The organism is Goodfellowiella coeruleoviolacea (assembly GCF_024171785.1).
GTDB lineage: Bacteria > Actinomycetota > Actinomycetes > Mycobacteriales > Pseudonocardiaceae > Goodfellowiella > Goodfellowiella coeruleoviolacea.
Map to the genome: position 1 here is coordinate 20513 of NZ_JAMTCK010000008.1, position 13636 is coordinate 34148.

Consider the following 13636-nt stretch of genomic DNA (forward strand, 5'->3'; position numbering starts at 1 on the left):
GAGGAAAGGGAGTTCCCATGTGCCAACCGGCGATGGCGCGCGCACTCACCGAGGCGCAGCGCCTGAAGGACCTCGCGCGGCTGCGCCGCGTCCGGGACCGGATCGACCGGGACTACGCCCAGCCGCTGGACGTCGAGGCGCTGGCCCGCAGCGTGCACATGTCGGCAGGGCACCTCAGCCGCCAGTTCCGGCTCGCCTACGGTGAATCGCCGTACAGCTACCTGATGACCCGGCGCATCGAGCGCGCCATGGCGCTGCTGCGCCGCGGCGACCTCAGCGTCACCGAGGTCTGCTTCGCGGTCGGCTGCTCGTCGCTGGGCACCTTCAGCACCCGCTTCACCGAACTGGTCGGCATGCCGCCGAGCGCCTACCGGCGGCAGGCGAGCGGGGAAGCGGCGGGAATCCCGTCGTGCGTGGCCAAACAGGTCACCAGGCCGGTGCGGACGCGGCCGGCGCGGGCCGGGCAACCGCAGCCGGCGTGACGGCCACCGGCCGCTGCGCACCCGAGGGCCGCGCCGCGCACCCGGCACGCCGCGCCGGCCCGCGCGGTCAGCGCGGGCCGGTGAAGTGGCGCTCGACGAGTTCGGGTGGACCGGGGTCGGCGAACAGCGGGCCGCTGGCGGTGGTCACGCCCAACTCGGCCAGCAGCGCGGCCTGCTCCTCGGTGCGCACGTCCTCGACGTGCACCTCGAAGCCCAGGGTGCGGCCGATGTCCACGAAGTGCCGGAACGAGCCCAGCACGCAGGCGTTCGCCCCGGAGTCGGTGACCAGGTCCACCGGCAGCGGTCCGGCCATGACCAGGGTGCTGACCGGCAGGCCGGCCAACAGCCGAGGGGTGACCACACCGGGACCGGTCATGGTGAACGACACCCGCACGCCGAGGTCGACCAGGGTGTGCAGGTCCTCAAGGCGCTCCTCGTCCATGGCGTGCAGGCCGCGGTCGCTGAACTCCAGGTGCAGCTGCTCGGCGGGAAGATCGTTGTCCCGCAACACCGCCAGCACCTTGCTGACCAGTTCGGGCTCGCGGCACAGCCGTCTGGTCAGCGCGACCCGTAGCGGGCGGGCGGCCCGGTCGTGGTCGCGGTGCCAGGCACTGGCCTGGGTGACGGCCTCGGTGAGCATCCAGTGGCCCAGCGGCACGATCAGGCCGGTCTCCTCGGCCAGGTCGGCGAAGTCGGCCGGGCCGAGCACGCCCTGCTCGGGGTGGTCCCAGCGCACCACGGTCCCGACCTCGACCACCGTCCGGTCGCGCAGCCGGACGACCGGCTGGTAGGCGAGCCGGAACTGGCCGGTCTCCAGCGCGCCGGGGATGGTGGTGGCCAGCACGAACCGGTCGCGGTCGCGCCGGTCCCGATCCCGGTCGTAGAGCGCCCACTGCGCCTTGCCGGCGGCCTTGGCCCAGCTGACCGTGGTGTCCGCCGCCCGCAACAGGTCGATCGGGTCGGCCCCGCGGCTGATCCGGTCGACGATGCCCACGCTGGTCGACACGGCGACGCCGTGCTCGCCCACGTAGATCGGCTCCGCGAACAGTTCGATCACCTGCTCGACCCTGGCCACCACGGACTGGGTGTCGACCGGGTCGTGGATCAGCACGGCGAACTCGTCCCCGCCGATCCGGGCGACCAGGTCGAGTTCGTCGCCGAACACCGTGCGCAGGTGGCTGGCGACCGCCATCAGCACCCGGTTGCCCACCTCGTGGCCGAAGCCGTCGTTGACGATGCGGAAGCCGTCGATGTCGAACTGGCACAGGGCCAGCCGGTCCGGTCCCTTGGCGCCCAACAGGGATTCGAGCTGGCTGAGGAACTTGGTGCGGTTGGGCAGGCCGGTCAGCACGTCGTGCAGGCTCTGGTGCAGCATCTGGTCCTGCAGCAGCCGGATCTCGTCGAGGTTCTCCACCATGGCGACGAAGTAGTCCGGCTGGCCGCTCTGGTCCCGCACCAGCGAGGTGGCGACCAGGGTGGTGACGGCCTCGCCGTCCTTGCGCACCAACCGCTTCTCGGCCCGGAAGTGGTCCCGGCCGCTGCTCAGCAGGTCGTTGCCGAGCTGGGCCAGCGCGGGCAGGTCGGCCGGGTGCGCCACGTCGCGCACGTGCAGTTGCGCCAACTCCTCGGCGGTGTAGCCGAGCAGGGTGCACATGGCCTCGTTGAAGTCGAAGATCCGCTGGTCCATGGACACCAGCACGATGCTGACCGCCGAGGAGGTGAACACCGCGCGGAACCGGGTCTCGCTGGCGCGCAACGCCCGCTCGGCCTCCCGGGTGGCCATCAGCGCCGCGCTCTTGCTGATCTCCTGCTCGTCCAGGGTGCGCTCGCGCAGCGCCTCGGTGAAGCTGGCGGCCAGGGCGGCGACCGACTGGATGACCCGTCTCGGTAACCGCCAGTCCGGGGCCAGGTTGAGGTGGTCGAGCAGGTGGTTGCCGATCAGCTCGATGGTGCGTTCCAACGTGGCCGCGGACGCCAGGTTGCGGGTGGTCATGTCGGCGCCGACGCGGTGCGCGGGCGCGGTGGAGAACGGCTCGGCGAGCAGGGCGTCGGCCAGTTGGTCGGTGTAGCCGAGCAGCACGTCCTCCAGGTCACCCGGGGGCAGCGCGACCACGGTGGTGGCGTTGACCGCGATGGCCCACTTGCGGGCGAAGGCGAGCCGTCCGGCGGACAGGCTCGCCGCGGGAACAACGCCGGACGGGAGGTCGTCCGGGCGCAGTTCCGCGGCGGCCGAGAGGTAGCTGGTGCGAACGTCGACGTCCTCGTTGCCGTGGGCGGGCGCGGCGTGGTCAGTCATGGCCGGAGCGCTCCACCGGTCGGTCCTGCGCCCGAACCCGGCCGACCGCCACGAACAGCGCGGAGTCCGCCGGGGCGATCGCCCGGTCGCCCGCCTCGGGATGCCACTCCGGCACGTGCACCAGGCCGGGCTCCACCAGGTCCAGGCCGTCCAGCAGCGCGGCCACCTCGGCGCGGGTGCGCGGGTGCACGGGACTGGTGCTGTTCTCGTACATGGCCAGCACCGGTTTGATCGCGCTCGGCGAGCCCTCGGTGGTCACGTGGGACAGGGCCAGGTAGCTGCCGGGCGCCAGGGCGTCGCGGTAGCGGGTGAGCAGCCGGCGCGGCTGCTGGTCCTCGGCCACGAAGTGCAGCAGCGCCACCATGAGCACGGCCACCGGCTCGGTGAGGTCCAGCAGACCGGTGGCGACGGCGTCCGCGATCAGGGTCTCGGGGTCGGTGGCGTCCGCCTGCACGATCGCGGCCCGGTCGTTGTTGGCCAGCATGAGTTCGCCGTGCGCCACGGCCACCGGCTCGTAGTCCGCGTACACCACGCGGTAGTCGGCGCCGGCCTGCTCGGCCACCTCGTGCACGGCGCCGACACTGGGAATGCCCGAACCGATGTCGAGGAACTGCCGGATCCCCGCGTCCAGGCAGTGCAGCACGGCCTTCTTCTGGAAGGTCCGGTTCAGCACGGCGAGTTCCCGCGCGGTGGGCAGTTTGTCGAGCACCTCCCTGGCGAAGGACCGGTCCACCGCGAAGTTGCACCCGCCGCCGAGGAGGTAGTCGTAGACCCGGGCGGCGCTCGGTCTGGACAGGTCCACCTCCTTGAGGGTCCTGCCGGTCGGACGGTTCATGGCGTACCTCGTTTCGGCTGGGGAAACCAACGCTGGGGAAACCAACACCGTGCGGGACGGGGCGCCGGGCTCAGCGGGCCGCGCGGAACGACGACGTGGAGTGGATGACGGGGGACGCGAGCGGCCCGGCGCCGGGCCGGTGGGTGCCGAGGGGCGCGCCAGCCGGCCACTGCGCTGTCCTGGTCACGGTGTGTGTCACGACGAACCTTCCTGGGCTCGGTCGGATTCCACAGGGGTTTGTCCCGGAAACCGCGACCTCCGCTGGTCCTCGGCTGCCGCGGCTGGACGGTGCCGGGGGACGGGCCGGTGCCAGCGCTGGTGTGGACAGCTCGCGCGGGGTTACCCACTGCACGCCCCGAGGGTGATAGTAGCGCTGTGGTTGCGGTGAGTGTACTGCCCATTCTGCATATTCGGGATAGCGGTGTTGCCGGAAACGGCCGACCGCGCTGGTCAACGACGAACGGGTGAACCCATTGGTGCAACCGACCCAGCAGGCTGTTTTGCCTTGTTAACGGAATGGCCGAACAGCTGTCAATCGGCCGGTGAACAGTTGGCCCGAATGGGCGCAGGGGCGGAAGGCCGAGCCGGCCGGGCAAGTACTCTGCGTAACAGTTTTTCGCCCGGCCAGCCGGCCCGCGCGCCGGCGGCGCGGCCCGGTCCGCTCGGGTGGACCGGGCCGTCCGGGCTCAGCGCGCCAGGTCCGCGCGCACCTGCCCGGCCGCCGCCACCAGGTTCCGCAGCGCTGGCTCGACCTGGTCGTAGGACCGGGTCTTCAGCCCGCAGTCCGGGTTGACCCACAGCCGCTCGCCGGGCACCGCGCGCACCGCGGCCCGCAGCAGCTCGGCGATCTCGGCGACGTCCGGCACCCGGGGCGAGTGGATGTCGTACACCCCGGGCCCGACCTGCCTGGCGAACCCGGCCGAGGCCAGGTCGGCCAGCACGGCCATGCCGGAGCGGGCCGCCTCGACGCTGGTCACGTCCGCGTCGATGCCGTCGATCGCGTCCAGCACGTCACCGAACTCGGAGTAGCACATGTGGGTGTGGATCTGCGTGCTGTCCGCGACACCCGAGGTGGCCAGGCGGAACGCCGTCACCGCCCAGTCCAGGTAGTCGCGCCGGTGCCGCTTTCGCGGTGGCAGCAGCTCGCGCAGCGCCGGCTCGTCCACCTGCACGACGCGGATGCCCGCCGCCTCCAGGTCCCGCACCTCGTCGCGGATGGCCAGCGCCACCTGCCGGGCGGTGGTCGCCAGCGGCTGGTCGTCCCGGACGAACGACCAGGCCAGGATGGTCACCGGTCCGGTCAGCATGCCCTTGACCGGCCGAGGTGTCAGCGACTGCGCGAACCCGGCCCAGGACACCGTCATCGGCGCCGGCCGGGACACGTCGCCGAACAGGATCGGCGGGCGCACGCACCGCGACCCGTAGGACTGCACCCAGCCCAGCTCGGTGGTGGCGAACCCGGCCAGCCGCTCGGCGAAGTACTGGACCATGTCGTTGCGCTCCGGCTCGCCGTGCACCAGCACGTCCAGGCCGATCTCCTCCTGCAGCCGCACCACCCGGGTGATCTCGGCCCGCATCCGCTCCCGGTACCCGGCCGGGTCGAGCTGGCCGGCCCGCAGCGCCGCCCTGGCCCGCCGCACCGCGTCGGTCTGCGGGAACGAGCCGATCGTGGTGGTGGGCAGCGCGGGCAGCCGCAGCGCGGCCCGCTGGGCGGCGGCCCGCCGGGGGTAGGGGCCGCGGCGCGCGTCCTCCGGCCGCAGCGCGGCCAGCCTGGCCCGCACCCGGTCATCGCGCAGTCCCGGCGCGCCGGCCCGGTCCTGGCGCGTGGCCCTGACCTCGGCCAGCTCGCCGGCGACCCGGTCCGGGCCGTGCCGCAGCGCCCGGCCGAGCAGCACCACCTCATCCACCTTCTGCCTGGCGAAGGCCAGCCACGACCGCAGCCGGGCGTCCATAGTGGACTCGACGGTCACGTCGTACGGCACGTGCAGCAGCGGGCACGAGGTGCTCACCGCGACCGCGCCGGCCGTGCCGAACAGCGTCGCGCAGGTGGCCAGCGCGGCGTCCAGGTCGGTGCGCCACACGTTGCGGCCGTCCACCACCCCGGCCACCAGCGTCTTGTCCCGCAGCGCCGGCGTGGCCACCAGCCGGTTCAGCCCGGCCCGGCCGGCCACCAGGTCAACGCCCAGCGCCTCGATCCCGGTGCGCGCCAGCGGGTCCAGCGCCTCGCCGAGTTCACCGTAGTAGCCGGCCACCAGCAGCGCCGGCCGCTCGGTGCGGCCGCTCAGCCACGCGTACGCGGTGCGCACCGCGGCGATCTCGGCCGGGGACCGGTCCGCGACCAGCGCCGGTTCGTCCAGCTGCACCCAGGACGCGCCGGCCGCGCGCAGCCGGGCCAGCAGCTCGCCGTAGCAGGCCAGCAGCGGCTCCAGCAGGTCCAGCGGGGTGAACCCGGGGCGGGCGGCGGGCGAGGGCTTGGCCAGCAGCAGGAAGCTCACCGGGCCCAGCAGCACCGGCCGGGTGCGCACCCCGAGCGCGGCGGCCTGCCGGTACTCGGCCACCGGCTTGTCCCCGACCAGCGCGAACCTGGTGTGCTCGGCGAGTTCCGGGACCAGGTGGTGGTAGTTGGTGTCGAACCACTTGGTCAGCTCCAGCGGCGGCACCCCGGCCACGCCCCTGGCCATCGCGAAGTAGGTGTCCAGTTCGGACAGACCGGCCGCGCGGAACCGCTCGGGCACGGCGTCGAACAGCACGGCCGTGTCCAACACCTGGTCGTAGTACGAGAACGTGTTGCCAGGCACCGAGTCCAGGCCCGCGTCGCGCAGCTCCAGCCAGGTCCGCTCGCGCAGCCGGCGCCCGGTGGCGTGCAGCTCGTCCTCGGTGCTCCGGCCGGCCCAGTAGCGCTCCAGCGCGCGCTTGAGTTCGCGGCGCGGACCGATGCGCGGATAGCCCAGCACGGTCGCGCCGATCGGTGGGTGACCGGCTGGGCTGGCGTCGAACGGGTTCTCGTTGTGTGACATCGTTTTCCTTTCCACTCGCCGGCGCTCCCGGGGAACGCCGCCGACCCTGGAAAGGACCAACGCGGATGGCGCGGCACACCGCGAACGCGGTGCCGCGAACCGTCGCGCAGGCCCTCCCGCGAGGCCTCGGACACCGCGCGCCCTCGGGTACCGGTCCGGCCGACTGACGCCTCGGCACGGCACCCGGCACAGCACCCGGCTGGCGCGCGCACCGGTGGCAGGTCTTCGGACTCGCGGGCACCCGTTGGTCGGGCAGACCAACGGACCTACTGGCCGTCGCTTCCCGGACTGGTGCCCAGTCCAGTGCTCAACCACCCGGAAGGGTGGTGACGGCGGTCGTTCCCGCTCACCGCTGCGGGGCAGTCCCGGAGTCGCACCGGGTTCCCTCTTGCCTCACCCGCCGTCCCGGCCTGCGCCGATCCGGTGGGTGAACCACCAGCGGGTGCAGGCTACCCGCCCGCCTCGGCAGTGCCCAGCCGCGCGGCACAGCGCCCACCAGGTGGACGCGATTCCCCGCTGCCACACGGGTTTTCCCGCCCGAGCGCAGCGAGCTGCCCACGCGCCCGGGCGGCCGCGCGGCCGGCGCCGCCCGGCGACGTCACCCCGCGCACCCGCATAGTCCCCGTTTCGGGGTTGGTCCATACCCCGAATGGCCCTTCACGTTGGTGCGGAAACTCAGGCACGCTAAGGGCATCCGGCGTACTCGCAAGTGCCCGCAGCCACACCGGATCTCCGATCACCACGCCACGTCCCCCGTGATCACGAGGTGCTGAACTGATGAGCAGGGGTCTCGACTACTCCACCGGCCCACCCTCGGCCGCCGCGGTGCGGGCGGCGGGCTACGAGTTCGTGGTCCGGTACGTGTCCAGGCCGGGCAACCCCAAGAACATCACGGCACCCGAGTTCGCGGACCTGACCGGCAACGGCGTGGCGGTGGCCCTGGTCTTCGAGACCACGGCCGAGCGGGCACTGTCGGGTTACGCCGGTGGTGCCGCGGATGCCCGGACCGCCGCCGACCAGGCGTCCGGCGTGGGCATGCCCGGCGACCGGCCGATCTACTTCGCGGTTGACTTCGACGCCCAGCCGAACCAGCTCGGTGTCATCGACGACTACCTGCGCGGGGCCGCCTCGGTGATCGGGTCAAGGCGGGTCGGCGTGTACGGCAGCCAGCTGGTGACCAGGCACTGCCTGGACGTGGGATCGACCCACTTCGCCTGGCAGAGCGCGGCCTGGCGGGGCGGGGACGGATCGGCCGGTCCGCCTGACCGACGCGTTCACCTGTTCCAACGGCGCGACACCGTGCAGGTGGACGGGGTCAGCTGTGTGGTCAACGACTCGAACGCCACCGACTTCGGGCAGTGGCCGAAGGGAGCGGGCAGCGTGAGCAAGGACAACGACGCGACGGTCACCGTCGCGGGCAGCGGACCGTCCGGAAAGGACAGACCGGGCGAGGGTGTCGAGGCGACGGCGGTGAGCGGGACAGCGCCACCGGCTCCGGTCGCGGCGGCAGAGCCGGTCCTGGTCGAACTGGCCTCGGCCAACCAGGCGCCGGCCAATCAGCCGCCGGCCACCCAGGCGCCGGCCGAGCCGGCCGCGCGGCACGGCGTGCTCACCGACTACGCGGTGAGCTTCCTGCGCACGGCGGTGCCCTCGCTGTGGGGCGCGGCCGTGGCCTACCTGGTGTCGCTGGGCGTGCTGCCCAGCGGCTGGTCCGAGCAGGTCGAGACGATCAGCACCACCGTGCTGGTGCCGGTGTGCATCTCGGCGGTGTACGCGGTGGCCAGGTGGCTGGAGAACCGGGCCTGGTTCCCCAACTGGGCCAGCCGCATCCTGTTGGGCTCCAAGCGCAAGCCGAACTACTCATCCTGACCAGGGCAGGCGTCAGCGCCTGAGCGGTGCGCCGATCTGGCACGGCACACCACGGTGACGGCGCGACAGCACAGACGTGGAGGCGGGATCGGCGGACCCGGCCTCAACCGCCACCATGGTTCCTGGGTCCATGGTGGACGGCGGTGACGCGCCACGGGAACCGGTGGCCCGTGGCGCGTCACCCGGGGGACCCCCACCCCACTCCGCGCGAGTCGACTTTGCAAACCCCGCGAGTTGCACGTTCACGCAGGGCCATCCGGGTGAACAGGGCCGCCACGGGCGGCACGGCCGCGCCCGGCGGACGCGCGTCACGCGCACCGCGCGCGACAGCCGGCGCCGGCCCGGTGCCGGAGCCGCGCCCGGTGCCGGAGCCGCGCTCGGTGTCGGGCAGGACCGGCAGGGTGGCTGGGCCAAACGGGCACAGTTCACCGCGCGCGAGCGCCCGGACCGCCTGGTGAGCACGCTCGGCGACGCGCCGGGGCGGGCACATGGCCCGGTCAGCGGATCGTGCGCCCACCCGGGAAGGGCCATGCTGGTCCCGGCGGTGATCACCGTTGCCCCGCCGTGTCTGCTCGCCCTGTTCCCGACCAGGGAAAGGACCTCCCCCTGTGGCCCTGCCCTCATCCACCCGCTCGGCGCCGAGCAAGCCGACCGCGGCGCGCCGGAACGAGACCGGGGTGGTGGTCGCCATCGCCGCCACGGTGCTGGCCTACGCGCTGACCCAGACCATGCCGGTGCCCACCGTGAACGTGCTGCGGCAGGCGTTCGACACCAGTGCGGCGGCCACCACCTGGGCGGTGGTCAGCGCGCCCCTGCTGGCGGGCGCGGTGCTCACCCCGGTGATCGGCCGGCTCGGCGACCAGTTCGGCAAGCGCCGGGCGCTGTTGACCGTGCTGGCGGTGTTCCTCGCCGGATCGGTGACGGCACTGGTCTCCTGGGACATCGGCGTGCTGATCGCGGCGCGCGCGGTGCAGGGGGTCAGCCTGGCCGTGATGGCACTGGGGTACGGCATCCTCCGCGAGTCGCTGCCGGCCGACCGGGTTCCGTTCGCCCTCGGCCTGACCGCCGGTGTGCTGGGCGGCGGGGCCGGCGGCGCGCTGGTGGTCGGCGGACTGATCGTGGACCACCTGCCGTGGCGGGCCATGTTCCTGGCCGGCTGCCTGCTGGTGGGCACCGCCCTGGTGCTGGTCGCCCGCTACGTGCCGGAGAGCCGGGTGCGCGCGTCCGGCCGGCCCGACCTGCTCGGCGCCGGTGTGCTCGGCCTGGGCCTGGCGGCCCTGCTGCTGGCGCTCACCCAGGCGCCGGCCTGGGGCTGGACCTCACCGGGCGTGATCGCCCTCGCCGCGGCCGGGACCGTCCTGTTCGGACTGTTCATTGTGGTCGAACGCCGGGTGGCGCAACCACTGGTGGACCCGGAGCTGTTCACCCACCGGCCGATCCTGATGGCCAACCTGGGTGCCCTGCTGCTGGGGATCAGCCAGTACGTGTTCTACCTGCTCGTGCCCACGCTCGCCCAGCTGCCGGCGGCCCCGGACGCCGCCACCGCCACCGGCTTCGCCCTGTCGGTGACCGGCGCCGGCCTGGTGATGCTGCCCGGGTCGGTGGCGACGCTGCCGGCCGGTTCGGTGGCCGGCTGGATGGGCGGCCGGCTCGGGCCGCGCGCCGTGCTGGGCCTCGGCCTGGCCGTGGCCGTGCTCGGCGCCGCGGCCATGGCCCTCGGCCACGACACCGCCTGGCAGGTCGCCGGGTTGTGGGTGGTGTTCAGCATCGGGTCCGGGCTGGCCATGGCCGCGCTGCCCGCCCTGGTCAGCAGTGCGGCACCGGCCGACCGGGTCGCCTCGGCCAACGGGATCAACGTGGTGGCCAGGACCGTGGGCGGCAGCGTCGGCAGCCAGTTGGGCATCGCCGTGCTGGCCTCGCAGACCCTGCCGGGGACCGGCACGGCGGCGGCGTCCGCGTTCGGCCTGAGTTTCTGGATCGCGGCGGGTGCGGCCGCGCTCGGCGTGCTCGCCGCGGGACTGGCCACCTCGCCCGCTGCGGGCTAGCGCTCGGCCGCCAACCGGCGGATGGCCAGCTCGGCGAGCAGGGCCGCGCCCTCGGGCAGCACCGACTCGTCGAAGTCGACGACGGGCGAGTGGTTGTTCGGCGCGGTGGCCGGGTCGAGTCCGGGCGGGCACGCGCCGAGGAAGACGAACGCGCCCGGCACCTCGTTGAGCACCAGCGAGAAGTCCTCGGACGCCTGCCACGGCTGGTCGAGCGGCTGGTAGTGCTGCTCGCCGAAGACCTCCCGCACCGTGCTGGCCGCGAACTCGGCCTCGACGTCGTCGTTGATGGTCATCGGGAACTCGCGGCGGTACTCCACGTCCACCTCGACGCCGTGCGCGGCGGCCACGCCACGGCACACCTCGACCGCGACCTCCTCGATGCGGGCCTGCGCCTGAGGGGAGAACGACCGCACGGTGGCCTCGAACCGGGCGGTGTCCGGGATGATGTTGCGCTGGGTGCCGGCGTGGAAGTTGCCGACGGTGAGCACCACCGGGTCGAACACGTTGATCGCGCGGGTCAGCGCGCTCTCCAGGGCGAGGACCATCTCGCAGGCCACCGGCACCGGGTCCTTGGCCAGGTGCGGCTGCGAGCCGTGCCCACCCCGGCCCCGCACCACCACGTGCAGGCCGTCCGCGGCCGACAGCATGGTGCCGGCGCGGGCCGAGAACACCCCGGAGGCCAGCCCGGCCGAGCGCACGTGCAGCGCGTACGCGGCGACCGGCTTGCTGCCCGAGGCCTCGAACAGGCCCTCGTCGATCATGTGCTGGGCGCCGTTCCAGCCCTCCTCACCCGGCTGGAACATGAACACCACGTCACCGGCCAGCTCGGCGCGCCTGGCCGCGAGCAGCCGGGCCGCGCCGACCAGCATGGCGGTGTGCAGGTCGTGCCCGCAGGCGTGCATGGTGTCGCCGGTGCGGGAGGCGAACGGCAGCCCGGTGTTCTCGCGCATGGGCAGGGCGTCCATGTCCCCGCGCAGCAGCACGGTCGGCCCGGGGCGGCCGCCGCGCAGCACCCCGGTCACCGAGGTCACCGCCGAGCCGGTGCGCACCTCCAGGCCGAGCCCGTCCACGGCCGCCAGCACCCGGTCCCGGGTGCGCGGCAGGTGCAGCCCGACCTCGGGATCGGCGTGCAGCGCGCGGCGCAGCGCAACCAGTTCGTCCCGCAGCGCAGCCGCGTCCTCGCGCACCGTCACGATCGACCCCTCTTCCCGGCGACAGCCCTCGTCCTGCCCGCTGTCCTATCACGCCGACGGGCCGAGGGACCAGGTCAGGCCTGGTCCGGCGCTGGTGCGGGGGGCAGGCCGTAACTGAGCACGTGGTCGCGGACGATCTCGCCGGTGCGCGGGTCCTGGCGGCGGAAGGCGGCCACGATCGGCTCGTGGTCCTCGGCGTTCTCGTGCAGTTCCGCCCGGTACACCCGCAGGGACAGGGTCGTCCACACCTCCACGCCCAGCGACTCCCACACGGCCAGCAGCAGGCGGTTGTCCGAGGCCGCCACGATCGCGCGGTGGAACGCCACGGCGTGCCTGATCTGGGCGGTCACATCGCCGGCCGCCGCGGCCTGGTGCAGCCGCCTGGTGTGTTCCTCCAGCACGCGCACGTCACCGGCGAACACGGGCACGGCCAGGTCGGCGGCGAGTCCTTCGAGCACGGCCCGCACCTGGTAGCTCTCCCGCAGGTCGCGGACGTCGAAGTCGCGGACCCGGGCGCCCTTGTTCGGGGCGGACTCCACCAGCCGCAGCGCCTCCAGCTCGCGCAGCGCCTCGCGCACCGGCGCCTGGCTGACATCGAGTTCGGCGGCCACCCGCCGTTCCACGATGCGTTCCCCCGGCTGCCAGCGCCCGGCGACCAGTCCGTCGAGCAGCACCCGGCGGATCTGCTCGCGCAGCGGGCCCCTGGACAGTGGCGGCAACGGCTCCGGCTCGGTCACCGCGTCATGGTAACCGGCGGCTCCGCATTTGAGTAATGATCGATCATTGCGTAAGTTGGTCGCACGTCAGGAGGAAGGCACCACCATGACCAGGACCACCAGCCGGCCCCGGCGTCGGCGAGAGCAGGACCCCACCCCGTCCGGCACCGAGGACCCCGAGGTGCTGCTCGGCCACTACCGGCGGATGCTGCTGGTGCGGCGGTTCGAGGAGCGGGCCGGCCAGGAGTACACGCGCGCGCGGATCGGCGGCTACTGCCACCTCAACCTCGGTGAGGAGGCCACGGTCGTCGGCCTGATGGCGGCGCTGGAGCCGACGGACTACGTGTTCACCAGCTACCGGGACCACGGCTACGCCCTGGCCAGGGGCGTCGACCCCGGCCGGGTGATGGCCGAGCTGTTCGGCCGCGCCACCGGCGTGTCCAAGGGCTGGGGCGGGTCGATGCACCTGTTCGACGTGGACACCCGGCTGCTCGGCGGCTACGGCATCGTGGGCGGGCAGATCCCGCTGGCCACCGGGGCGGCGCTGGCCGTCGCCTACCGGCAGGGCACCGAGGTGGTGCTGTGCCACATGGGCGACGGCGCCACCAACATCGGCGCGTTCCACGAGTCGCTGAACCTGGCCAGCCTGTGGCGGCTGCCCGTGGTGTACGTGGTGGTGAACAACGAACTCGGCATGGGCACGCCCGTGGAGCGGTCCTCGGCCGAACCCGAACTGCACCGCAGGGCCGCCGCCTACCGGATGACCGGTGAACGCGTCGACGGCAACGACGTGCTCGCCGTGCGCGACGCGGCCCGGCGCGCGGTCGAGCGCGCCCGCCGCGGCGAGCCGACCCTGCTGGAGACGATGAGCGGCCGGCTGCGCGGGCACTCCGTGGTGGACCCGGCGCGCTACCGCACGCCCGCCGAGCGGGACCGGCTGGCGCAGGCCGATCCGGTGGCGCGGCTGCGCGGCCAGCTGCTGGCGGCCGGGGTGCTGACCGAGCAGGCCGCCGAGGCGCTCGACGCCGAGGTCGGGCAGGTGGTCGAGGCGGCAACCGAGTTCGCCGAGCACAGCCCGCACCCCGAGGTCGACACGCTGTTCGACCACACCCACGCCACCCCCGTGCCCGGCGAGACCCGCCGTCTCCCGGCCGACCCGCTGTTCCCCGAAGACCAGTAGGAC

The 13636-nt window shown here is 73.4% G+C and carries 10 protein-coding genes and 1 riboswitch; of the genes, 4 read left to right on the forward strand and 6 right to left on the reverse strand.

The window, feature by feature from the left end:
* The first annotated feature begins 17 nt into the window (after positions 1 to 17).
* Positions 18 to 482 (forward strand): helix-turn-helix transcriptional regulator, encoded by a 465-nt coding sequence (locus LX83_RS18080; RefSeq protein ID WP_253772863.1) that lies wholly within the window; start codon positions 18 to 20, stop codon positions 480 to 482.
* A gap of 67 nt (positions 483 to 549) precedes the next feature.
* Here LX83_RS18080 and LX83_RS18085 read toward each other — a convergent pair whose 3' ends face one another.
* The 4 genes from LX83_RS18085 to metE form a co-directional block, all read right to left on the reverse strand.
* A complete protein-coding gene (locus LX83_RS18085) occupies positions 550 to 2778 on the reverse strand; it encodes a putative bifunctional diguanylate cyclase/phosphodiesterase (protein WP_253772865.1) in 2229 nt (742 codons plus the stop codon).
* Positions 2771 to 3613, reverse strand: coding sequence for an SAM-dependent methyltransferase (locus LX83_RS18090; RefSeq protein WP_253772867.1), 843 nt, complete (start codon positions 3611 to 3613; stop codon positions 2771 to 2773). Before LX83_RS18090 ends, LX83_RS18085 begins: the two co-directional genes overlap by 8 nt.
* Positions 3614 to 3683: 70 nt before the next feature.
* Positions 3684 to 3812 (reverse strand): hypothetical protein, encoded by a 129-nt coding sequence (locus LX83_RS37855; RefSeq protein ID WP_301328472.1) that lies wholly within the window; start codon positions 3810 to 3812, stop codon positions 3684 to 3686.
* Positions 3813 to 4299: 487 nt separating this feature from the next.
* Positions 4300 to 6630: a 5-methyltetrahydropteroyltriglutamate--homocysteine S-methyltransferase gene (metE, locus tag LX83_RS18095; RefSeq protein WP_253772869.1), complete on the reverse strand. Its 2331-nt coding sequence runs from the start codon at positions 6628 to 6630 to the stop codon at positions 4300 to 4302.
* A 199-nt stretch (positions 6631 to 6829) separates the two neighbouring features.
* Positions 6830 to 7082, reverse strand: a riboswitch (cobalamin riboswitch).
* Between the two features lie 325 nt (positions 7083 to 7407).
* Between metE and LX83_RS18100 the strand changes: the two genes are divergently transcribed.
* Together LX83_RS18100 and LX83_RS18105 are read left to right on the forward strand one after the other, a co-directional pair.
* Positions 7408 to 8499, forward strand: coding sequence for a DUF1906 domain-containing protein (locus LX83_RS18100; RefSeq protein ID WP_253772871.1), 1092 nt, complete (start codon positions 7408 to 7410; stop codon positions 8497 to 8499).
* Between the two features lie 608 nt (positions 8500 to 9107).
* On the forward strand, positions 9108 to 10544 hold the full coding sequence (locus tag LX83_RS18105) for an MFS transporter (RefSeq protein ID WP_253772873.1): 1437 nt from the start codon (positions 9108 to 9110) through the stop codon (positions 10542 to 10544).
* Here LX83_RS18105 and LX83_RS18110 read toward each other — a convergent pair.
* Both LX83_RS18110 and LX83_RS18115 read right to left on the reverse strand, forming a co-directional pair.
* Positions 10541 to 11737, reverse strand: coding sequence for a M20 metallopeptidase family protein (locus LX83_RS18110; protein ID WP_253772875.1), 1197 nt, complete (start codon positions 11735 to 11737; stop codon positions 10541 to 10543). The genes LX83_RS18105 and LX83_RS18110 overlap by 4 nt on opposite strands.
* Before the next feature lie 74 nt (positions 11738 to 11811).
* Positions 11812 to 12474, reverse strand: a complete 663-nt coding sequence (locus tag LX83_RS18115) for a GntR family transcriptional regulator (RefSeq protein WP_253772877.1) — start codon at positions 12472 to 12474, stop codon at positions 11812 to 11814.
* Positions 12475 to 12559: 85 nt separating this feature from the next.
* Between LX83_RS18115 and pdhA the strand changes: the two genes are divergently transcribed.
* On the forward strand, positions 12560 to 13633 hold the full coding sequence (pdhA, locus tag LX83_RS18120) for a pyruvate dehydrogenase (acetyl-transferring) E1 component subunit alpha (protein WP_253772879.1): 1074 nt from the start codon (positions 12560 to 12562) through the stop codon (positions 13631 to 13633).
* Positions 13634 to 13636 lie beyond the last annotated feature (3 nt).